At 33.3% G+C, this 22,810-nt stretch carries 22 protein-coding genes and 1 pseudogene; 12 read left to right on the forward strand and 11 right to left on the reverse strand.

The annotated features are described in order from the left end of the window. From FJV36_RS12320 to FJV36_RS12330, 3 genes are all read right to left on the reverse strand, one after another. Positions 1-1,179, reverse strand: a complete 1,179-nt coding sequence (locus tag FJV36_RS12320) for an AIR synthase related protein (RefSeq protein WP_158981162.1) — start codon at positions 1,177-1,179, stop codon at positions 1-3. A gap of 98 nt (positions 1,180-1,277) precedes the next feature. Next, positions 1,278-1,529, reverse strand: coding sequence for an OmpA family protein (locus FJV36_RS12325; RefSeq protein WP_158728128.1), 252 nt, complete (start codon positions 1,527-1,529; stop codon positions 1,278-1,280). Between the two features lie 13 nt (positions 1,530-1,542). Beyond that, positions 1,543-1,713 carry a serine hydrolase gene (locus FJV36_RS12330; protein ID WP_158728129.1) on the reverse strand — a complete coding sequence of 57 codons (171 nt, stop codon included), beginning with the start codon at positions 1,711-1,713 and terminating at the stop codon, positions 1,543-1,545. Between the two features lie 116 nt (positions 1,714-1,829). Between FJV36_RS12330 and FJV36_RS16510 the strand changes: the two are divergent. Continuing rightward, a pseudogene (locus FJV36_RS16510) lies at positions 1,830-2,135 on the forward strand (IS1595 family transposase); the annotation flags it as partial. Positions 2,136-2,147: 12 nt separating this feature from the next. Here FJV36_RS16510 and FJV36_RS12335 read toward each other — a convergent pair. Next, positions 2,148-2,861, reverse strand: coding sequence for a polysaccharide deacetylase family protein (locus FJV36_RS12335; RefSeq protein ID WP_158981164.1), 714 nt, complete (start codon positions 2,859-2,861; stop codon positions 2,148-2,150). Positions 2,862-3,115: 254 nt separating this feature from the next. Continuing rightward, positions 3,116-5,305, reverse strand: coding sequence for a glutamine synthetase III (locus FJV36_RS12340; RefSeq protein ID WP_158728131.1), 2,190 nt, complete (start codon positions 5,303-5,305; stop codon positions 3,116-3,118). 259 nt (positions 5,306-5,564) lie between these two features. On the opposite strand from FJV36_RS12340, the gene FJV36_RS12345 reads away from it, so the two are divergent. Together FJV36_RS12345 and FJV36_RS12350 are read left to right on the forward strand one after the other, a co-directional pair. Continuing rightward, positions 5,565-6,578 carry a glutamine synthetase beta-grasp domain-containing protein gene (locus tag FJV36_RS12345; RefSeq protein WP_158728132.1) on the forward strand — a complete coding sequence of 338 codons (1,014 nt, stop codon included), beginning with the start codon at positions 5,565-5,567 and terminating at the stop codon, positions 6,576-6,578. A 159-nt stretch (positions 6,579-6,737) separates the two neighbouring features. Further along, on the forward strand, positions 6,738-7,685 hold the full coding sequence (locus tag FJV36_RS12350) for a TerC family protein (protein WP_158728133.1): 948 nt from the start codon (positions 6,738-6,740) through the stop codon (positions 7,683-7,685). Between the two features lie 67 nt (positions 7,686-7,752). Here the strand turns inward: FJV36_RS12350 and FJV36_RS12355 are convergent, their stop codons facing one another. Continuing rightward, entirely contained in the window at positions 7,753-8,250 is a 498-nt protein-coding gene (locus FJV36_RS12355; RefSeq protein WP_158728134.1) for a hypothetical protein, read from the reverse strand. An 85-nt stretch (positions 8,251-8,335) separates the two neighbouring features. Here FJV36_RS12355 and FJV36_RS12360 point away from each other — a divergent pair, with 85 nt between their 5' ends. Continuing rightward, complete coding sequence (locus FJV36_RS12360; protein ID WP_158728135.1) at positions 8,336-8,905, forward strand: DUF1543 domain-containing protein; 570 nt, start codon at positions 8,336-8,338, stop codon at positions 8,903-8,905. 99 nt (positions 8,906-9,004) lie between these two features. Here the strand turns inward: FJV36_RS12360 and FJV36_RS12365 are convergent, their stop codons facing one another. Beyond that, on the reverse strand, positions 9,005-9,871 hold the full coding sequence (locus FJV36_RS12365; RefSeq protein WP_158728136.1) for an alpha/beta hydrolase family protein: 867 nt from the start codon (positions 9,869-9,871) through the stop codon (positions 9,005-9,007). A gap of 178 nt (positions 9,872-10,049) precedes the next feature. After that, positions 10,050-13,502, reverse strand: coding sequence for a methylmalonyl-CoA mutase family protein (locus FJV36_RS12370; protein ID WP_158728137.1), 3,453 nt, complete (start codon positions 13,500-13,502; stop codon positions 10,050-10,052). A 279-nt stretch (positions 13,503-13,781) separates the two neighbouring features. Between FJV36_RS12370 and FJV36_RS12375 the strand changes: the two genes are divergently transcribed. Beyond that, positions 13,782-14,489, forward strand: a complete 708-nt coding sequence (locus FJV36_RS12375) for a DUF4197 domain-containing protein (RefSeq protein ID WP_158728138.1) — start codon at positions 13,782-13,784, stop codon at positions 14,487-14,489. A gap of 117 nt (positions 14,490-14,606) precedes the next feature. After that, positions 14,607-15,461: a formyltetrahydrofolate deformylase gene (gene purU, locus FJV36_RS12380; protein WP_158728139.1), complete on the forward strand. Its 855-nt coding sequence runs from the start codon at positions 14,607-14,609 to the stop codon at positions 15,459-15,461. Positions 15,462-15,678: 217 nt separating this feature from the next. Here the strand turns inward: purU and FJV36_RS12385 are convergent, their stop codons facing one another. The 3 genes from FJV36_RS12385 to pyrF form a co-directional block, all read right to left on the reverse strand. Beyond that, entirely contained in the window at positions 15,679-16,464 is a 786-nt protein-coding gene (locus FJV36_RS12385) for an alpha/beta fold hydrolase (protein ID WP_158728140.1), read from the reverse strand. A gap of 102 nt (positions 16,465-16,566) precedes the next feature. Beyond that, on the reverse strand, positions 16,567-17,370 hold the full coding sequence (locus FJV36_RS12390; RefSeq protein WP_158728141.1) for an ABC transporter substrate-binding protein: 804 nt from the start codon (positions 17,368-17,370) through the stop codon (positions 16,567-16,569). A 48-nt stretch (positions 17,371-17,418) separates the two neighbouring features. After that, positions 17,419-18,240, reverse strand: coding sequence for an orotidine-5'-phosphate decarboxylase (pyrF, locus tag FJV36_RS12395; protein WP_158728142.1), 822 nt, complete (start codon positions 18,238-18,240; stop codon positions 17,419-17,421). A gap of 497 nt (positions 18,241-18,737) precedes the next feature. Between pyrF and FJV36_RS12400 the strand changes: the two genes are divergently transcribed. From FJV36_RS12400 to FJV36_RS12425, 6 genes are all read left to right on the forward strand, one after another. Then, positions 18,738-19,298 (forward strand): AraC family transcriptional regulator, encoded by a 561-nt coding sequence (locus tag FJV36_RS12400; protein ID WP_158728143.1) that lies wholly within the window; start codon positions 18,738-18,740, stop codon positions 19,296-19,298. Between the two features lie 12 nt (positions 19,299-19,310). After that, the gene (locus tag FJV36_RS12405) at positions 19,311-19,757 is read left to right on the forward strand and encodes a response regulator (RefSeq protein ID WP_158728144.1); all 447 of its coding nucleotides are present in this window, start codon (positions 19,311-19,313) and stop codon (positions 19,755-19,757) included. A 1-nt stretch (position 19,758) separates the two neighbouring features. After that, positions 19,759-21,555: a CHASE3 domain-containing protein gene (locus tag FJV36_RS12410; protein WP_158728145.1), complete on the forward strand. Its 1,797-nt coding sequence runs from the start codon at positions 19,759-19,761 to the stop codon at positions 21,553-21,555. Positions 21,556-21,841: 286 nt separating this feature from the next. Beyond that, a complete protein-coding gene (locus tag FJV36_RS12415; protein WP_255470394.1) occupies positions 21,842-21,967 on the forward strand; it encodes a lmo0937 family membrane protein in 126 nt (41 codons plus the stop codon). Between the two features lie 23 nt (positions 21,968-21,990). Continuing rightward, positions 21,991-22,284 carry a YtxH domain-containing protein gene (locus FJV36_RS12420; RefSeq protein ID WP_158728146.1) on the forward strand — a complete coding sequence of 98 codons (294 nt, stop codon included), beginning with the start codon at positions 21,991-21,993 and terminating at the stop codon, positions 22,282-22,284. Positions 22,285-22,463: 179 nt separating this feature from the next. Continuing rightward, the gene (locus tag FJV36_RS12425) at positions 22,464-22,796 is read left to right on the forward strand and encodes a hypothetical protein (protein WP_158728147.1); all 333 of its coding nucleotides are present in this window, start codon (positions 22,464-22,466) and stop codon (positions 22,794-22,796) included. The last annotated feature ends 14 nt before the right edge of the window (positions 22,797-22,810 follow it).

Here is a 22,810-nt window from a genome sequence, read left to right on the forward strand (position 1 = left end):
TTAATATTCAAAAGTTCCATATTCACTTTTTATGGTAAGCTTTTTTGTTTCAGACTCTTCTACTCTACCTACAATTTGTGCATCAACATGGAACGATTTTGAAATCGCAATAATATCTTGTGCAACTGCCTCAGGAACATAAAGCTCCATACGATGGCCGCAATTAAAAACCTGATACATTTCTTTCCAATCGGTTTTTGATTGTTCTTGAATTAACTGAAACAATGGTGGTACAGGAAATAAATCATCCTTTATAATGTGTAGATTTTCTACAAAATGTAAAATTTTGGTTTGGGCACCACCGCTGCAGTGTACCATACCGTGAATTTCATTTGACGAATATGTATCTAAAATTTTCTTGATGATAGGCGCATACGTTCGCGTAGGCGAAAGCACTAATTGTCCTGCATCTATAGGCGAATTTGCTACTGCATCTGTTAATTTAACTTGCCCCGAATAAATTAGTTCTTCTGGAACTGCAGCATCAAAACTTTCAGGATATTTTGTCGCTAAGTATTTTTCAAAAACATCATGACGGGCTGATGTAAGTCCGTTACTTCCCATTCCTCCATTGTAACTTTTTTCATAAGTTGCTTGACCAAAAGAAGCTAAACCTACAATAACATCGCCTGCTTTAATATTAGCATTATCAATTACTTTTGAACGCTTCATGCGCGCTGTGACCGTTGAATCTACAATTATAGTGCGCACAATATCACCTACATCAGCCGTTTCACCTCCTGTAGAATGAATAGTTACACCATAAGAATCAAGCTCTTTTATTAACTCCTCGGTACCATTAATAATTGCTGAAATTACTTCGGCTGGAATTAGATTTTTATTTCTTCCAATGGTTGATGAAAGTAAAATATTATCGGTTGCCCCTACACACAATAAGTCATCAATATTCATTATTAATGCATCTTGAGCAATACCTTTCCATACAGAAAGATCACCTGTTTCTTTCCAATACATATACGCTAGTGACGATTTAGTACCCGCTCCATCCGCATGCATGATTAAGCAATACGCTTCGTCTTGTGTTAAATAATCGGGTACAATTTTGCAGAAAGCTTGTGGAAATAATCCCTTGTCAATGTTTTTGATAGCATTATGCACATCTTCTTTGGATGCCGAAACACCGCGAAGTGCATACCTTTTTGAAGTATCTGAACTCATGTAATTTAGTTGTGAAGCCTGCTTTTAGGCAGTTAGTTGTGGGGCAAAGATACTAATTTGATTTAGGAATAAGGAACATGGTTTTAGGATTTATTGCACTATTTTTGAAGGATTAAAATCTCCACTCTTCTATTTGCCGCCCGTTGTATTTCGTTTTTTTCTGGTAACGTAAAGATGGGTTTATTACTACCAAATCCTTTGTATGCTAATCTACTTTGTTTGATGCCGTTTTTAATTAAATAATCATGAACCGATTTTGCGCGACGATTAGATAACTTCACATCATTTGGATCGGGATTACAGCAAATGTGACCGTGAATTTCAATTTTTAAATTGGATTGGGAACGCATAATTTCTCCTAATTCAGTTAATATGGCCGCTTACTTTTTCAATAATAGATGCTAAAATTGCATATCCACTATTACTATATTCCCAATTTTCATTGGGTTCAAATAATAAACTTGGTTTGTGTTTTTCATAAACATCTAAATAGGTCAAAACATGTTGGACAACGCTTTTTTTTGAGTTTTTCATGAATAAAAAAAGTTTATTGAAACGAATATTAATAAACTTTTGGAAACATCATATTTTATAATGCTTTACAGCATTTTTACCAACTATTTTTGACTATTAAACCATAAAAAAGTACAATGAATTTATTCAACTTTACAGCAAATTTTGAAAGAGAGAAGTCTTGTAGAAATCACTTCAAAGGGAAAGATACAAAATTGGATTAAAATGTAAATGTGGTTGCAAAGAATTTTTCTGGACAAAAAGTAGGTGGAGTTATAAATGCAAAGAATTTAGAAAAAGGATTTCCTTGCGAAGTTGAACAATAATACAAAGTTCTAATTTATCCTTTTTGTTTTGGTACAAAACAATGTTTTTATTAACACCACTAAAAAAGATTTTCAACTAAAGAAATTCAAACTCAACTTGGACTGAAACGATATGATGGTACCTTTTTTTTAAAACAATTTAAGCTTTCCAAAAATTAATTTTAATTTAAATCGAAGTAAATTATCTTCATTTTTAATATTAATTCGTTTTATTTCGTACTTGTTTTTAAAAGGAAATCTGTTTATTTTATTACCAATACGTAATCCGAAAACAATATTGTTCTTTTCTAAAACTTTAAAAAATTCCGATTTTGCAAGTTTTTTTTTTGGATATTTACCATACGGATAAGCAATTGTTTTACAAATATTTAGATTATTTTGAGAAAAACAATTTATACTTTTCTTTAAATCAGAATTAATTTCTGCTATACTTAAATTAGAATAATTTTTATGAGAATAGGAATGATTTCCTAATTCAATAATATTTGAATTTAATGATTTCAAATCTTCAAAAGTCATATATAAATTACTTTTTTTATTAGAAAAAATTTGTTTTTGAACTAATTCAAACGGAACAAAAAAAGTAGCTTTTAAATTGTATTTTAACAATAACTGGTAAGCAAAATCTAGTTGTGATTTTGTACAATCGTCAAAAGTAATAACAATACTTTTTATTGGTAATTGGGTTTTATTTTCAAGTTCAGAAAAATGAAAGGTAGTATATTTTTTATAAACAATGTATTTAAAATGTTGTTCTAAAGTTCCTGCAAAAATGGTAAGATCTTTACAGTTTTCAGAATTATTACTGACATTATGATACATTAAAATAGGTAATTTTGACATTTTATTTTCTTTCTAAAAATCACTATAATTTTGCTAATCAAAGCTACTACAAATATATTTTTTTTTCTGTAAATATGTTATTGAATCACTTTATTTTGTGCAGATAAACCCGAAAACAAAAAAATACAAAATAAGAAAAACAGCTGTTGCATAAAATTAATTTGAAAGGAATAACGTAACTTTTAACAAAAACGTACAAAAAAACCAGTACAAATAAAAAAATGTACTGGTTTTAAAAAAAAAGGAATAAGTATTTACTTCGTAAATAACAATTCTCGATATTTAGTTAAGGTCCAAATTTCATTGTCTACTAGTAATTCTAATTTATCACAATGATTTCTTATAATTTCGAAATAAGGTTTCACTTTATTGCAGTACGCCTCTGCCATTTCCTGAGCATCAGTCAATGTATTTGCTGCTCGTCTCTCATTTGTCATTTCCTCCACTTTAGAATTGATTCCTTCTATATGGCCTGAAATTTCCTTGATCAAAATAATTTGCTCTTTGGCGATGGTTTCAAAATCAGCACCAAAAATATCTTTCAATCCTTTCACATTAGTAATCAATGTATTTTGATAGCGAATTGCCGTAGGTATCACATGGTTTTTAGAAATATCTCCTAGAACTCTACCTTCTATTTGTATTTTTTTAGTGTATTCCTCTAATTCAATCTCGTAGCGCGCTTCAACTTCAACATGATTCATGATGTTTAACTCTGAGAACAAATCTAAAGACTGCTTTGAAATTCTGGCTTTTAAAGCTTCGGGCGTAGTTTTAAAATTACTTAAACCTCGTTTTTTTGCTTCAGCTTCCCATTCTTCGCTGTATCCGTCTCCTTCAAAAAGAATTTTTTTAGATTGCTTGATGTATTCTCGCAATACATTAAAAATAGCATCATCTTTTTTCATGTCTTTCGAGTCAATTAAGGCATCAACCTCAACTTTAAAGTCTCTCAATTGTTTAGCAACAATAGCATTTAATGTTGTCATGGCATTAGAACAATTGGCTGTTGATCCCACGGCTCTAAATTCAAATTTATTTCCTGTAAAAGCAAAAGGTGAGGTTCTATTTCTATCCGTATTATCAAGAAGTACATCTGGAATTTTCCCTACTACGTTCAATTTCAAATCTGTTTTTTCCTCCGGTGATAATTTTCCAGCAGTTACCCCTTCAAGTTCTGCCAATACTTTTGTAAGTTGTTCTCCAATAAATACCGATATAATGGCTGGAGGAGCTTCATTGGCGCCAAGCCTGTGATCATTACTTGCTGATGCAATGGCTGCTCTTAGCAAAGATTCATTATCATTTACAGCTTTAATAGTATTGATAAAAAAGGTTAAAAACTGTAAATTACTCATAGGAGTTTTACTTGGACTCAACAGGTTAACGCCAGTATCTGTTGCCAAAGACCAGTTGTTGTGCTTACCAGAACCGTTCACACCTTTAAAAGGTTTTTCATGAAACAAGACTTTTAAGTCATGGCGTTCGGCTACTTTTTGCATAACATCCATCAATAAACAATTGTGATCAACTGCTAAGTTGGTTTCTTCAAAAATGGGAGCCAATTCAAATTGATTGGGTGCTACTTCATTATGACGCGTTTTTACTGGAATTCCAAGGAGCATACACTCTTGCTCCAAGTCTCTCATATAGGTAAGGGCACGAGTAGGAATCGATCCAAAATAGTGATCATCTAATTGTTGTCCTTTTGCAGAAGTGTGTCCAAGAAGTGTTCTCCCAGTCATGATTAAATCAGGACGAGAATTAGCTAAAGCACTATCTACCAAAAAATATTCTTGTTCCCAACCCAAAGTGGCTGTTACTTTTTTGACATTTTTATCAAAATATTTACAGACTTCGGTTGCTGCTTCATCCATAACCATAAGAGCACGCAATAGCGGTGTTTTATAATCTAAAGCTTCGCCGGTGTACGAAATAAAAACCGTAGGAATGCAAAGAGTAGTTCCAAAAATAAACGCTGGAGATGTAGGATCCCACGCAGTATAACCTCTGGCTTCAAATGTATTTCGAATTCCACCATTTGGAAAACTCGAGGCATCAGGCTCTTGTTGCACTAATTGTGCACCGCCAAATTTTTCAACAGGATCACTCCCATCATAAGATGTTTCAAAAAAAGCATCATGTTTTTCAGCAGTTGTTCCTGTAAGCGGCTGAAACCAATGTGTATAATGAGTGACTCCTTTTGAAAGAGCCCATTCTTTCATACCCATTGCAATATAATCCGCTAATTTACGGTCAATTTTGGTTCCATGTTGTACGGCACTTTGGATTCCTTTTAAAGCATCCGAAGTTAGGTATTGCTTCATTGCCTTTTCATTAAAGACATTTGAACCAAAAATAATTGATTTTCTACCTGTTTCATCAAATTGAACGGGCTTTCGAGTCGATGCTTCTCTTAAAGCTTGAAAACGTAATGTTGGCATGTTGTTATTATTTAAATTAGTAGTAACCAGTTTCAATAAAAGTCAAATATACACAATATCGACAAAAAACAGCATCTCTATTTTATAGAATTATATTTTTAACCCCTCTAAAATTATCAATAAACAACTTTACCCCCTTTAAAAAAAGCATATTTAAAAAATAGAATATAAATTTACAAAAAGAACCCCCTAAATTTTATGGTTTAGAAAAAAATTATAATTTTGTACCATTAATAATCACGAAGAAATTTATAATGTCATGGCAAAAATAAAATTAGAGTACATTTGGTTAGATGGTTATGAACCAACACAAAATCTTAGAAGTAAAACAAAAGTTGAAGAGCACGAAAACTTTCAAGGTACACTAGCAGAACTTGGAAATTGGTCCTTTGATGGTTCATCTACTAGACAAGCCGAAGGCGGTTCGTCTGATTGTTTATTGGTACCAGTAGCAATCTATCCTGATCCTACTCGTATTAATGGATATTTAGTCATGACAGAAGTTATGAATGCTGATGGTACTCCTCATGCTTCAAACGGAAGAGCAACTATTGATGATGATGGTGATTTTTGGTTCGGATTTGAGCAAGAATACTTTATTATGGATACCAAAACTTTATTGCCTTTAGGTTTCCCAATTGGAGGTTATCCAGCACCACAAGGAATGTACTACTGTTCAGTAGGTGGAAAAAACACCCACGGAAGAGCACTTGTTGAAGAACATGCAGACCTTTGTATAGCAGCTGGAATCAACTTTGAAGGAATCAATCAAGAAGTGGCTTGTGGCCAATGGGAATTTCAATTGTTTGCTCAAGGTGCTAAAAAAGCAGGAGACGAAATTTGGGTAGCACGTTACTTATTGGATCGTTTGACTGAAAAATACGGCTACTATATTGAATACCACCCAAAACCGCTTGGAGATACAGATTGGAATGGATCTGGAATGCATGCTAACTTCTCTAACGAAGTTTTAAGAACATGTGGTTCTCAAGAGACTTACGAAAAAATATGTGAAGCTTTTAGACCTGTAACGGCTGAACACATTGCAGTATACGGCGCTTACAATGACTTGCGTTTAACAGGTAAACACGAAACAGCTTCAATTCACGATTTCTCTTATGGAGTGTCTGACAGAGGTTGCTCTATCCGTATTCCTTTAATGACCGTTCAAAAAGGATGGAAAGGATGGCTTGAAGATCGTAGACCAGCTTCAAACGGTGACCCATACAAAATTGCTGCTAGAATTATACAAACAGTAAACTCTGCTTTGTAATTTTGAATACTATATTTTTTGAATCAAAATGCCTTCCTTAATGAAGGCATTTTTTTTACACTAATTTCAAAGAGTTACTGCCTTCAACTTTATTTCTAATAATCTTCTTGATTCAAGTTTCTAGAAGTATCTTTGCGTAACATTTTAAAAATAACTTTTATGATTGTTTGGATCTCTTTTTTAGTAGCAGTTCTAATTTTTCTAGCATTAGATTTGGGTGTATTTAATAAAAACCCACACATCATTAGCTCAAAAGAAGCTGGAAAATGGACCGCGATATGGGTTACATTATCCTTTTTATTCTCTGGCGTAATCTACTGGCTTTACTCCACAAATTACATTGCTAACCCAGACGCGCTGCATCCTAGTGATGCTGCCATTAAGTTCATAACAGGATACTTGATTGAATTATCATTAAGTATTGACAACATTTTTGTAATTGCAATTATTTTTGCAGCTTTCAAAATACCACAAAAATACCAGCATCGCGTTTTATTTTGGGGTATATTAGGTGCTATTATTTTTAGAGGTTTGATGATCTTTTTTGGTGTGATGCTTATCAACAAATTTTCATGGATGACCTATATATTTGGTGCATTCCTTATTTATACCGCAATGAAAATGTTGTTTAGCGGTGAAGACGACCAATTTCAACCTAAAAAATCATTCGTCTATAAAAGTTTACGAAAAGTAATTCCGATTTCAAACCATATCGATAAGGAACATTTTTTTGTAAAAAGAAGACATCTTACTGCAGCAACACCTCTTTTTGTAGCTCTTGTTGTAATAGAAGTTATGGATGTAGTTTTTGCAATAGATAGCGTACCTGCTATTTTAGCCATTACCAATGATCCTTTTCTTGTTTTTAGTTCGAATATTTTTGCCATTTTAGGCTTGCGATCTATGTACTTTTTCTTAGCCAATATGCTGGCTAAATTCAGTTACCTAGAATACAGCTTAATTGCAATATTGAGTTTTGTGGGCGTAAAAATGATTGCTCATGATTTTATAAAATTACCTGAATGGGTTTCATTAGCCTTTATAGCGGTAGCACTTTTAATTGGCATTGGTGTTTCTTTATTTAAAAGTAAAGATTCCCAAGGGTAAATATTGATTTACAACCATAAAAAAAGGAAATCTCTCGATTTCCTTTTTTTTATGGCTAAAATTTAAATTATAAATTGATTTTTTTAACATCAGCTTGAGTGACTTTTAAAGCTGACATCACTGCGTTAATATCATTTTTATTCACAGTTTTGGCAAATCCATCAGGAATAATTACAATTTTGAAAGTTTGATTTTGAGTCCAATCAGGCGACAAAGTATTCAACCTAAAATTAGCTGATAAATAAATATTGACATAAGATCTGGTATAATCAAAGTTGAAATCTAATTCACCTCCATCATTAAAATAATAGGTTTGCGGCATTAATTTCCAAACATCTTGCCCATTTACCACATCGTACAAATGGTAAACCAAAACGGAATCGGATGAATATATTGGTGGATCAAATACAACTTTTATTCCATAGTTATTTAAGGAATTAAAGGAAGTTGTTTTTTCAAACACTTCAGTCCTTGGCACATTTGTATCTTCATATATTTCTGTAACTTCACAGCTCTGTAGTGTCATCATCCCGATGAATGCTAAAAATAGAGTAATATTTTTCATGGTTATATAAATTTTAGTTGTTATTTTAATTCTTATTCACGAACTGTGCCAAAATTTATTTTTTAAAAAAATGTACATTTGATATATGGATAAAAAAATCAAATTATACATGATTATGCTAGGCTGCAAGCCAGCTGGACGATTTACAGAACAGCATGATATTTTTTTAGGAATTGGAAGTTCCTTAAAAGAATTAGTCCCTCAAATGAAAGCTTTTTGGCCCGAAGCAAAAGGCAAAATTCATATTGATGCTTGGCGCGAAGTCACCGCTGTCAATAATTTTCATATCAAAGTTGTTCCTAGAGCATCTCTTAGCGACGAGACTCCCGAAAAACTTTTTTTCCTAAATTTAGGAGGATACAAACAAAACGAGTTCGAGGAATACCATTATAAAATGCTTGCCGTTACGAAAACGTTAGGATTAGCTACAAAAAAATCTAAAGCAACAGCTTTTTACAAACATTGTGGTTTTAAAGGAGCCGAATCACATTTGGATGAAAAATACGGCGTAGATGTCGACGATTTATATCGTGTGGACGATATGCTCCCAGCAGCATCCAAATTGCTTTATGCTTTAGAGATAACGAAAGCTGAAAGTACTTTGGAAGAAGATATTTTACACATTGGTTATGTAAAAATAGGGAGTTTGAAATAACACTTAGAACAATTCGATTCCTTTTTTATTTCATCCTCCAAACAAAAAGGCCTTACAGAAACAACTGAAAGGCCTTTTTCAATTCAAAACCAAAAGTATTTATGGTACTAAAACTCCATTATTCTTTAAAACGGTATAAAAAAACAACAAATGCGATGGCAAGGCATTTTCCCAATACTCCCACGTATGTGCGCCGGGACGTTCTATATATTCATGAGCTACTTTGGAATAAACCAATCTGCGGTGTAATTCTCTGTTTGACTCAATTAAAAAATCATCCACTCCGCAATCAATAATTGCAGCTAGTTTATTAGTTTTCATTTTATCAACCATATTCAAAACAGCATTCGCTGCATAAACTTCTTGCGAAGCTCCTTCAGGACCAAACACTGGCTCCATTAGTTTTGTAATTCTTTCTTTGCTTTCAGGAGTAATCATGCTACCCATATCCACAGCTCCACTCATACTGCCAACTGCACTGTACAATTCAGGATGTCTGGTCGATAAATACAACGCGCCGTGTCCGCCCATGGAAAGACCAGAGATGACACGACCTTTCTTATCAGCGACTGTTCTATACGTTTGATCTATTTTTTGAATAACTTCTTTAGTAAGGTACGTTTCGAACTGACTGCCTTTATTTACGGGACTATCCAAGTAAAAACTAAAGGTTTCTCCTTCTGGCATCACAATAATAACATTGTACTGATCAGCCAAATTGCGCACCAGATTCTTATCAGGAGTTTTAGACAACCAATCGTTAAAATGCCCATAAGCACCGTGCAATAAATACAAAACAGGATAATTTAGTTTGCTTTTTACATACGAATTGGGCACAACAACTGCTGCTTTATATGTTTTATTCATCGCAACACTAGGGATTTGTAGCGTATCTACCTTTGCTGCATAAGTAGTTATAGTACACACCAACAAACAGAAAATCAATAACAATAGATTTTTTTTCATAGTTTTTAGTTTAATGTCTAAATATAACATATTCCTTTCATTTGAAGTAGTTTAATTTCCCCAAAAAACAAAGGCCTTTCAGTGATGAAAGGCCTTTTAAATATTTATATTCTCATTGCAGGCAATATTTCAATCAGTGACTATCTGATTTAATTTGGTACAAAAAGAAAATTTTTGACTACATATTGCGTCTGTATTGACCACCTACTTCAAATAAGGCTGCCGTAATTTGTCCTAAAGAACAAACCTTTGTAGCCTCCATCAAGTGTTCAAATAGATTTTCATTTTTAATAGCCGCTTCTTGAATGCTATTAAGTTGTGCATTCACCTTATCTTGATTTGATTGGTGAAGATTATTCAACATATCAATCTGGTATTGTTTCTCTTCTTCGGTAGCACGAATCACTTCAGCTGGAATTACGGTTGGCGATCCTTTAGAACTCAAGAAGGTGTTAACACCCACAATTGGGAATTCACCGGTATGTTTTAAGGTTTCGTAATACAAACTTTCTTCTTGAATTTTACTACGTTGGTACATCGTTTCCATAGCACCAAGAACGCCACCACGCTCGGTAATTCTATCAAATTCTAGTAATACAGCAGCTTCAACAAGATCTGTTAATTCTTCAATAATAAAAGCACCTTGAATTGGGTTTTCATTTTTGGCTAGACCTAATTCCTTATTGATAATCAACTGAATCGCCATGGCACGACGCACACTTTCTTCCGTAGGTGTCGTAATAGCCTCATCATAAGCATTGGTATGCAATGAATTACAGTTGTCATAAATTGCATACAAAGCTTGTAATGTAGTACGGATATCGTTGAAATCAATTTCTTGTGCATGCAACGAACGTCCAGAAGTTTGAATGTGGTATTTCAACATTTGAGCTCTTTCATTGGCACCATATTTTGTTTTCATGGCTTTCGCCCAAATTTTACGCGCTACTCTACCTATTACAGCATATTCTGGATCTACCCCATTTGAAAAGAAGAAGGATAAATTAGGTCCAAAATCATTGATGTTCATACCGCGGCTCAAATAATATTCTACATACGTGAATCCATTAGATAGGGTGAAAGCCAATTGTGTAATTGGGTTTGCACCAGCCTCGGCAATGTGATATCCTGAGATAGAAACCGAATAAAAGTTTCTAACGTTTTTAGTAATAAAGTATTCCTGAACGTCACCCATTAAACGCAAAGCGAATTCTGTAGAGAAAATACAAGTATTTTGAGCTTGATCTTCTTTTAAAATATCAGCCTGAACCGTTCCACGCACTTGTGATAAGGTTCTTGCTTTAATATCATTGTAAACTTCCAAAGGCAAAACCTGATCTCCTGTAACTCCCAAAAGCAACAAGCCTAAACCATTATTTCCTGCAGGTAAATCACCTTGATATTGAGGTCTTTCTACCCCTTTTTGCTTGTAAATTGCTTTGATTTGATCAGCAACTTCAGCTTCGAGGTTATTTTCTTTGATGTAAATTTCGCACTGCTGATCAATTGCAGCATTCATAAAAAACCCAAGCAGCATCGGAGCTGGTCCGTTGATCGTCATACTAACAGAAGTCATTGCATGTACCAAATCAAAACCTGAGTATAGTTTTTTAGCATCATCTAGACAACAAATAGAAACTCCAGCATTACCAATTTTTCCATAAATATCTGGACGCACATGCGGATCATTACCGTATAAGGTCACACTATCAAATGCTGTTGACAATCGTTTGGCTGGCAATCCAGCACTTACATAATGAAAACGTTTGTTAGTTCGTTCTGGTCCACCTTCACCAGCAAACATTCTTGAAGGATCTTCTCCTTCACGCTTAAAAGGATATAAACCAGCGGTAAACGGAAATTCTCCAGGAACATTTTCCTGTAAACACCAACGTAAAATATCGCCCCATGCTTTGTACTTTGGCAAAGCAATTTTAGGAATTTGTGAATGCGATAATGACTCGGTATGTGTAGCCATCTTGATTTCGCGATCACGTACTTTAAACGTATAAACCGGATTTTTATACTTGTTTACTTTTTCGTCCCAATTTACAATAATCTCCCAGTTGTATGGATCTAAATCCATTTTTACTTTTTCAAACTGGTTCAGTAAAAGATTTAGAAATATTTTATCTTCGGTAGTCCCAGCTTTTTCAAGTTCTACAGCTGTTGGCAAAACGGAATCATCATTGATTCCTGCTTTGTTCAGCTCTGGTGTTTTATTAGCAACCGTTTCAATGGTTTTGTAAATACCATATAATTTTTGAGCAACTTGCTCTTGGCTTAAGGCAGTCACATCATATTTACGATTACTCTCTGCAATTTCAGACAAATAACGGGTTCTGTGTGGCGGAATCACAAAGATTTTCTCGCTCATTTCACGCGTGATTTGGAACGTAGATTTCAAATCAGAATTTGTTTTTTCATGCACTTTATCCATGATCGCTTTGTACAGCGTATTCATTCCCGGATCGTTGAACTGAGAAGCAATGGTACCGAAAACAGGTAGCGTATCTAAATCAGCATCCCAGAGGTTATGGTTGCGCTGGTATTGTTTTTTTACATCACGCAAGGCATCTAGAGAACCGCGTTTGTCAAATTTATTAATCGCTACCAAATCCGCAAAATCAAGCATGTCAATTTTTTCCAATTGGGTTGCCGCACCAAACTCTGGAGTCATTACGTACAAAGAAACATCAGAGTGATCCATAATCTCAGTATCAGACTGACCGATTCCTGAAGTTTCTAGAATAATAATATCATAGTTTGCCGCTTTGATGACTTGAATAGCATCAGCAACATATTTTGACAAAGCCAAATTAGACTGACGTGTAGCCAATGAACGCATGTAAACACGTGGATTATTGATGGCATTCATACGGATTCTATCACCTAAAAGCGCTCCGCCTGTTTTTCTTTTTGATGGATCTACCGAGATTAACCCAATTGTTTTTCCAGGAAAATCAATCAAGAAACGACGTACTAATTCATCAACTAAAGATGATTTTCCAGCACCACCTGTACCCGTAATTCCCAGTACTGGTGTTTTACAATTTTCATTCTTTTTTTGGATCAGTTCCAATGTTTTAGCAGCAACATCAGGGAAATTCTCCGCTGCAGATATGATTCGGGCTAGAGCTGTTGGATTTTTCGCCTCTAATTGATCCACTTCATTGGTCAATTTATCTCCAGTAGGAAAATCAGATTGTTGAACCAAGTCGTTAATCATGCCTTGTAATCCCATCGCGCGTCCATCATCTGGAGCGTAAATACGGGTAATACCGTAAGCTTGAAGTTCAGCAATTTCAGTAGGCAAAATCACTCCGCCTCCACCACCAAAAATTTTTATTTGACCCGCTCCTTTTTCTTGAAGCAAATCATACATATATTTGAAATACTCGTTATGACCACCTTGATAAGAAGTGATGGCTATAGCATTAGCATCTTCTTGAATTGCTGTATTTACAACTTCTTCTACACTACGGTCGTGACCTAAGTGAATTACCTCAACACCTGTAGATTGAATAATCCTACGCATGATGTTGATTGCTGCATCATGACCATCAAAAAGGGCTGCTGCCGTAACAATTCTTACTTTATTGTTAGGGATATATGGTATTTGTTGTTCCATTTTATGAATATGATAATTTAAGCCTGCAATTTACAATTTTATTTTAAAAAAGCTATTTGAAGTTAACCGATGTTATTCACATATATGGAAGAATTTTCTAATCTAGCCCCGATTGCAGCGGCATCCCTCGCTTTTTTGGAGCGAGGATACAGCGAAAAGCGGGACAAATTTTCATGAATGCACAAAATGGGTGCTCCTATTGAAAAGTTTGGCTTTATTTTTGAATAAGTCGTAGTTTTACAAATGCCAAATGGCGCAATAACAAATACCCTATTTAAGATGAAAAAGATTGTAGTACTGATCGCGGCGATTTCCCTTTCTAGTTGTGCCGAAATGCAACAAGTAATGAATCAATTTCCGCAAACGCAAGGCATTGGAGGCATTGATATTGCTGGAGGTTTAAAGGAAGCATTAAACAACGGAATTTCGAAACAAGTTACAAAACTAACGGCTACTGATGGTTTTTATCGCAATGAGGCTGTAAAAATTTTATTGCCAGAGGAATTGCGAAAAGTAGATACTAGTTTGCGCAAAATAGGACTCAGTTCCCTTGCTGACGAAGGTTTAAAAGTATTGAATCGCGCTGCCGAAGATGCTGTAAAAGAGGCCACACCTATATTTGTAGACGCCGTAAGAAATATGACCATTACGGATGCCAAAACTATTTTGTTAGGCAATCAAAATGCAGCAACATCGTATTTACAAAACAGTACTTCAACGGCATTGTACGGAAAATTTAATCCCGTAATTAAAAACTCGTTTACAAAAGTAGGTGCCGATAAAGTTTGGGCCAATATAATTACCAAATACAACAGCATTCCGCTTGTGAAAAAGGTAAATCCTGACTTGACGGATTATGTGACTAAGCAAGCGCTTACGGGTGTTTTTAAAATGGTTGCCGTAGAGGAAAAGAATATTAGAACTAATTTGAGCTCCAGAACATCTTTATTACTCCAAAAAGTTTTTGCTATGCAAGACAATAAATAAAAAACGTGGCTGTTTTATATCACAGAAACAGCCAAATCCTATTTTTTTATACCAACAAATACTATTAGTTTTGAAATAATAGCCTTCAACTATTTCAAGGCCTAAAAAGAAAAAAGCATGCAAAAAATTACAATATTAATTCACTGCCCAGATCAAAAAGCAATTATTGCCTCAGTTACTAACTATATTGCCGCCATTGATGGGAATATCGTTTATTTAGACCAGCATGTAGATGCTGATGAAGATGTTTTTTTTATGCGTATTGAATGTGAATTCAAAGCTGAAAATTGGAATCTAGAAGCTATAAAAGATGATTTTCAAACTGTTATAGCTACACCGTTCCAAATGTCATGGGAAATGCACCTGCAGACTGACAAACCTAAAATGGCTTTGTTTGTATCTAAATACGACCATTGCTTGTATGATATTCTGGGGCGTTATCGAGCGGGCGAATTACCTCTTGAAATTGCAATAATTATTAGTAATCATAACGATTTAGAAGCAGTAGCGCATCAATTTGGAATTCCTTTTTATCATGTTCCTTTTACGAAAGAAATAAAAGATATAGGCGAAAAACAACAATTGGAATTACTCCTTCAAAACCAAATTGATTTTATTGTTTTGGCTCGCTACATGCAAATTATTACTCCAAATCTTATTGCACAATTTAAAAATCGGATCATCAACATTCATCATTCTTTTTTACCTGCTTTTCCGGGAGCTAAACCGTATCACTCCGCTTTTAAACGAGGTGTAAAAATCATTGGCGCTACAAGTCATTATGTAACCGAAGAATTAGACGAAGGACCTATTATAGAACAAGATATAACGCGAGTTTCTCACAGTCACTCTATTGATGATTATATCATGAAAGGGCGCGATTTAGAACGAACGGTATTGGCAAGAGCCATAAAATTACACGCCGAACACAAAACAATGGTATATAATAACAAGACGATTGTGTTTTTATAAAAAAAGAAATAAAATGCTGATTTTCAAATTTTTATATTTTAATAAATCACAATTTTGGATTGCCAAAATCTTAACTAAAGTCCAACAAACTAATAACAAAATCTTAACAACGAAACGTTGAGTTCTTCACGACCTTTGTAGTGTAATAAACTGGTTATTTATTATTTTGGTTTTGGTTAGTTAAAGAATTGCTCGTACGCTTGTACGGGCATTTTTTTTACCTCTTATTTTTTAGGAAAGAAAGAACAGCTTCATTAAAAATATTAGGTTGCTCCACGTTGACCACATGACCTGAATTTTCAACCACAAAAAGTTTTGAAGATTTGTAATGACTCTCTACCACTTTACGAACTGATGGTAAAAACATATAATCCTCCTCACCCATTACATATAAAGTAGGGATATTCAATTCAACTTGACGAAACCATTTAAGAACCGGATTGATTTCGGCTGTAAGCTTGAACCATTTAATGAATTCTTTTTGGTACAACTTTTTAGCTTCGTTGATGAACAGTAAGCGAGATTGTTTGTGACTTTTCTTTGGCATGATTACAAATGCAAAGAACTTGTATAAAACCAAATAAGGCAACACATATTTAAACATATTTCCCAAGCGCATTAATACTTGCGAGCGAAAATTCATTTTGAGAATGGCACCACCCAAAATCATGCTTTGTACCCGTTCTGGATACATTTCAGCCAATTGCCTGATTAAAATTGTTCCCAATGAAATGCCTACAAAATGAGATTTTTTAATGTGCAAATGATCTAAGACTTCGAGAATATCATTGGCCAAAGCCGAAAAAGTATATTTTTGTTTGAAAGCGCTTTTTAGAGTCGTTTTTGACTCACCATGACCTCGCAAATCGAGTAGCAAAACGTTGTATTGTTTTTTAAAATCTCGAATTTGTTTGAACCAAATAGACGAACTTCCTCCTGCTCCGTGGACAAAAGTAACCCACTGATCAGTATTTTTATTCTCGTAAATGGTGTAATTGATCACGTATTTTTTTTTGTAAAAATAGAACTTTAATTTAAAATTTCAACACTGTTTGCTTCTAACCTGATTAATATTGCTCAGAAAAAATCAATATTGAGCTAATGCCTATACTGTTGCTATTGAATTATGGATTTTTTTGAAATAATCAAAAGCTTTAACTAATCTGCTCCCATGCCAAGAAAACATTTCGCCATCCACAAAAATTGTTTTGCCGTGATGGGTGTGAATTCCTATTTCAAAAGCATGCTCCTCTGTAAAAGGAAACGGCTCTGATGACAGAAAAACAAGTTGAGGATCACCCTCAGAACGTATTTTTGTAATATCCACTTCGGGGTATCGCTCTTTATTTGCGTATATATTTTCAAAGTGATTTAATTGTAATAATTCATCAATAAAAGTCCCTGAACCAGCTACCATATACGGGTTTTTCCAAATAAAATAGGCAACTTTTAAAACAGGTTTATCAGCTATGAATTTTTTAAAATCGCTCCAGGCAAAAGTCAACTTGTCACTCCATTTTTGAGATTCGGTACGGCAGTTAAACAGCTGTCCAAAATCTTTAATCATTTGGATATTGTCTTCAATGGTAATGATATCTGTCACCCAAACGGGAGCAATTTTTTGCAATTCGGCAACTATTTCCTGAGTGTTTTCCTCTTTATTGCAAATGATAATATCTGGTTCCAGCAATCGGATTTTTTCATAATGCACTTTTTTAGTACCTCCTACTGTTTTCTTAGTCGATTTGAAATGATAGGGATGCACACAAAACTTTGTAATACCGACAATTTTCTCCTCGAGTCCCAGATCATACAACAACTCTGTTTGTGATGGAACTAGTGAAACAATGCGTTTTGGAGCTGACTCAAACGTATGGGAACGACCAAGTTGGTCAATGTATGTTTTCATGAATAGTTTCGTAAATGAAATGAAATAAAAAGCCGATAAAATTGATCTTTAAAACGTTACATCAAGAATTTCATTCATCTCTTGTTGCATTTTTAAAGCTTCTTCGCGTGCTTTTAGGGCAAAATCAGTTCCGTTTGAAGCATAAATAATCCCTCGAGAAGAGTTAATGAGTAGTCCAATGGAGTCATTCATTCCGTATTTGCATACCTCTGATAAGCTTCCGCCCTGCGCACCAACTCCAGGAACGAGTAAAAAACTATCCGGCACAATCTTTCTAACTTCAGTAAAATATTCGGCTTTAGTAGCGCCTACCACATACATTAAATTAGAACTGTTTTTCCAAGTTTTTGAAGTTTCCAGTACCTGCTTGTACAATTCTTGCTGGTTTGTTTGTAAGGTTTGAAAATCAAATGCTCCCTCATTTGAAGTAAGTGCTAACATTATAGTATGCTTATTCTCAAAAGCTAGAAAAGGTTCTACAGAATCTTTCCCCATATACGGCGCAACGGTTACACTATCAAATTTTAAGTCTTGAAAGAAAGCCTTGGCATACATAGAAGAGGTGTTTCCTATATCGCCACGTTTTGCATCGGCAATTGTAAAAATATCGGGATAATTTTCATTGATGTATTCAATCGTTTTTTGTAATGAAGTCCAACCCTTTAAACCATAAGCCTCATAAAAAGCTGTATTTGGCTTATAAGACACTACTAAATCATGAGTTGCATCAATAATGGCTTTGTTGAACTCAAAAATAGGATCTTCAAGAGTAAGTAAATGTTTTGGAATTTTATCTAAATCTACATCAAGTCCTACGCAAAGGAATGATTTTTTTATTCTAATTTGATCAATTAACTGTTGTGTTGTCATATGGTTGTAGTTGTGTGGCAAAATTACAAACATATCCATAAAATAATGCCATACCTTCTAATAAAAAATACATTTAAAATTTTTGAATGTACTATGTAGATTGCGGTTCAATGAATGAACAATTTCTCAAAAAAGTTGCAAGTATACCGCTAAAACAAAACTCAAATTACTATTTAAAGCCCCTTATTTGATATGTGTAAAACGGGGAAAAAATCTAAAAACATTAATAACTGTGCTACTGTCACAGTATAATAAGCTTATATCTTACAAAATAAAAACCAAATTTAACTACTGTTTACTCAAAAAATAAAATTAAAACAGAAGACATTCATCTTTAAAAGTTATTACAATAAATTAAAAAACAATGGATTAGACCATACAAAAGATTAAAAATAAAATAAATGAATTTAAAAAAATTAACAATGAAAAAATCGTAAAACCCTCGGATTATAAAAACAAATGTTGCTTTTCATATCTTTACTATAAATTGACCGTTTATGAAAATACATTTGAAGTTTGATTACACACAATTAACAAAGAAAATCATTCAAGAAAAACTCACTGATTTAGGCTTCAAATTCAACATCGTAGGTTTTGGAGAATTTAATTTTTTAGAAAAAGTTCCTTCGGCAAAAATAGAAGAACTTAATGCCATTTTCAAGGAATACGGTATTGATATTGTAGAAAATCAAAAAAGTGTACTAGTACAAAAGATAAAAGATACTATAGTAGAAATGGTTCATACAGACAAGCCTTTAAATATTAAAAGCTCGGTTTATATTGCTGATAAATTAAATTTGAGTTATGCTTATTTATCGAATGTTTTTTCTGAGGTAACTTACACCTCTATTGAAAACTTTATCATTATTCAAAAGATTGAGTTAGCTAAGCAACTAATGATTAATACGCCACTAAATTTAACCGAAATTTCCATACAACTAAACTATTCAAGTGTAGCTCATTTAAGCACACAATTCAAGCATACAACTGGAATGACTCCATCGGCATTTCAAAAAATTATTCAAAAACGAAGAGAAGTAGCCCAAAAGAATAACTAAATAAACGTTAACATGAACACCGATTTTATAAATATTTGCCTTGCTGATGATGATGAGGACGATAGATTATTTTTTACAGATGCTTTTGATGAATTAAAAATTAACACTAAAGTTAACACCTTTAACGATGGGGTTGAGTTGATGAATTTTTTAAACCATCCCGATTCTATATTACCTAATGTTTTGTTTCTTGATTTGAACATGCCCAAAAAAAATGGACAAGAATGTTTGCTAGAAATAAAAAAAGAAGAAAAATTCAACGATATAGCTGTTGCCATATATTCAACGTCATCCTCAGAGGAAGACATTGAAAAGACCTTTGTAAATGGGGCAAATATTTACATCAAAAAACCAAATGATTTTGAACACCTAAAAAAAATATTATCAGAGGTGGTCACTCTTAACTGGCAGTACCATACTTCGGGTTTAAATAAAGATAATTTTTTAATGAGAATGTAGTATGATGTTTTTACAGTTTCATAAATCGCCTCTTTTCCTCAAAATAATTTTTATTATTTCAATTGCAATCATATTCTTTATAGGAGGAATTACTTTTAAACACATAACCGTTTTAAAAAAATCATCTGACTTTGTAAGTAAAAGCCACGAGGTAAATACTGAACTAGAACGTTTAGTTTCATTTGTAAAAGATGCTGAAACAGGACAAAGAGGCTTTTTACTTACTAAAGATAAAAATTTCTTAGAGCCGTATTTAAAGTCAAAAATATTAGTCAAAAAATCCTTCAATAAAATATCTCAACTAACCCAAAATAGCAGAACACAACAAGCAAACCTTAAAAAACTTCTTTTCTACATCAATAAAAGGCAGAATTATTTATCTAAATCAATTTATTTGACAAAAGATAAAAATTATAACAAAAATGAACTTGCAAAAAATTTAAGCATTGGTAGGAAAACTATGGATTCTATTCGCTCCAAAATAGAAGACATGATGATTACTGAAAAAATATTGTTAATCAACAGGCAACAAGAGTATATTTCGACCATGAATTATACCCCTTTGTTAATTTATTTAACCCTTATTATAACTCTTGTGTTAATTACCTTTGCTTTTTTAAAAATGAATGGGGATCTAGTTCTGTTAAAAAAAACAATCAATACATTAACGGTTGCTAATGAAGCTAGTAATTTAGCTGAAATTGTAGGTGATTTTGGTAGCTGGCAATTTAACCTTGAAACAGAAACTTTTACTTTTTCGGATAATGAATATCGTTTATTGGGCTGCGAACCGCAATCATTTACCGCAAGTGCCGAGGCCTTTTTTCAATTCATTCATCCCGATGATTTACAACATGTTAAAGACAACTCTGTTAATGTTCAATCTGAAGTTGATCTACCTCCATTTACGTATAGGATTATTAGAAAAGATGGCCAAATTAGATATTTTAGAGCATTAGCTAGGGTTGTTACCGTATCATCTGGCGAACGAACTCAAATAGGAACTACTAGTGATGTTACCAGTGAAGTTCAAGCCAAACAATTGATGGAGCAACGCAACAGAGATTTAGAAAGTAATAACAAAGAACTTATGGCTTTTAATTACATTGCTAGTCATGATTTACAAGAACCGTTACGAAAAATAGAAACCTTTTTATCTCGATTAGTAAGTAAAGATTATCAAAATTTATCGCTGTCAGGGCAACAATATGTAACTAGTATACAGTCGTCTGCAAAGAGAATGCGTGTTCTTATAGATGACTTATTACAGTTTTCTAGAACAAATAAGGCCGAAAAAATATTTGAAAAAACAGATTTAAATACAGTCCTTTCTCATGTTTTACAAGAGCTAGCACCAACTATAGAAGAAAAAAAAGCTAACATAACAAGCGAAGAACTACCTGTATTTGATGCTATTCCTTTTCAAATACAACAATTATTCACTAATCTCATTGGCAATTCTCTAAAATATAGTAAAGAAAACACTGCCGTTGAAATAAAAATAACCGCTACTACTTGTACTGTAGAGAATGAAGAAAATCTTCCTGATACCGTAACGGGAACAGATTGGTATTATAAAATAAAAATTCATGATAACGGAATAGGTTTTGAACAAGAATATGCTAATAAAATTTTCATACTCTTTAACAGGTTACATAATAAAAATGAATATGCTGGAACAGGAATTGGTTTAGCAATCTGTAAAAAAATTATTGAAAACCATCAGGGTTTCATTACCGCAAATGCAACTTTAAATGAAGGAGCTACCTTTACGCTCTATTTTCCTATTTTATCATAACCAAAGTCTAAAAATAATGTAAAATAAGGTCGCTTTTTAGGAAACGACCTTTTTTTATGCCATCCCATTTTTGTTATTGTTTGATTCTAAAATAAAATTCTCCTACCTCTCTTTTATATCTCATATTATATAATTACACTGTTTTTAAGTATTAGACATTAAAATTCTATAACAATTCTATAAAGTAATGTAACACCATTTGAAACAAGAGGTTGCATCTTTGCAAATATTAAGAGCCTACAAATAAGCAATTAATAAAAAAAACGATCCTGAAAAGGTCTTATCTATAGTTGCCCTATTATTTGTGGTACTATGGACTTTAGGTTTTTTCGTATATAATATAGGCAGTATGATTCATTTTTTATTGAGTATTACTGTGATCGCAATATTATTACAAGTTATTAAAGGATAATATAAATTAAAAAAAATACCATCATGAAAAATAGTGACGTAGCATTAGGAATACTAGCTGGATTAGCTGTTGGAACCGTATTAGGTGTATTATTTGCACCTGCAAAAGGAAGCGAAACCAGAAAAAAAATAGCAGAAAAAGGAAGTGATCTCAAAAATTTGATTACCGATTCTTCCAGCCAATTGGAGGAAAAATTAACACAAACCATGGAGTCCTTAAAACCCGAAACTCAAAATGTATGGGATGGATTGCTACAAAATAATAATGATGAAAAGCCAAATTTTGATCACTTAGTTGAAATAAACAGAGTCAAATAAATTTAATTTCCAGATAGAGTCACACTGTTGTAAAGCAGTGTGATTCTTTTATTTAAACTACAATGTTATATAAAAGAACTAAAACATTGATACAATAAAAAAACACTACCTACCCTCTATAAATAATACATTATTTTGCACCGTGAGGTAACATAAAATTACGATTTAACAATACCACAATGAGAAATTTTAAAAAACACTTATACCTATTAGTTATCTTAATAATTAGTATTTCGTGTCAAACTGAAAGTGAAAAAAAAATTGAAATTGCTACTAACGATTTTATCCGTTTTATTGATTCGGTAACCAAATATAAAACGGAAGATGCACAAAAAAACTGGAGCACTATTGAAAAAGATTTTGAACAAAAATTGAATGCATTGAATCTCAGAATCGATAGCTCCGAGGGAACAACTGAATTTGAAAGTAAGATTGATTCTGCTTCAGAAAAATTCGAAAGCTATAGAAAATCAGTTTTCAAAAATTATTCCTATCCAGAAAAACTAAATTGAGCTTTTAAATCTGT

Origin of the sequence: Flavobacterium sp. I-STPP5a (assembly GCF_009764685.1) — a bacterium.
Lineage (GTDB): Bacteria > Bacteroidota > Bacteroidia > Flavobacteriales > Flavobacteriaceae > Flavobacterium.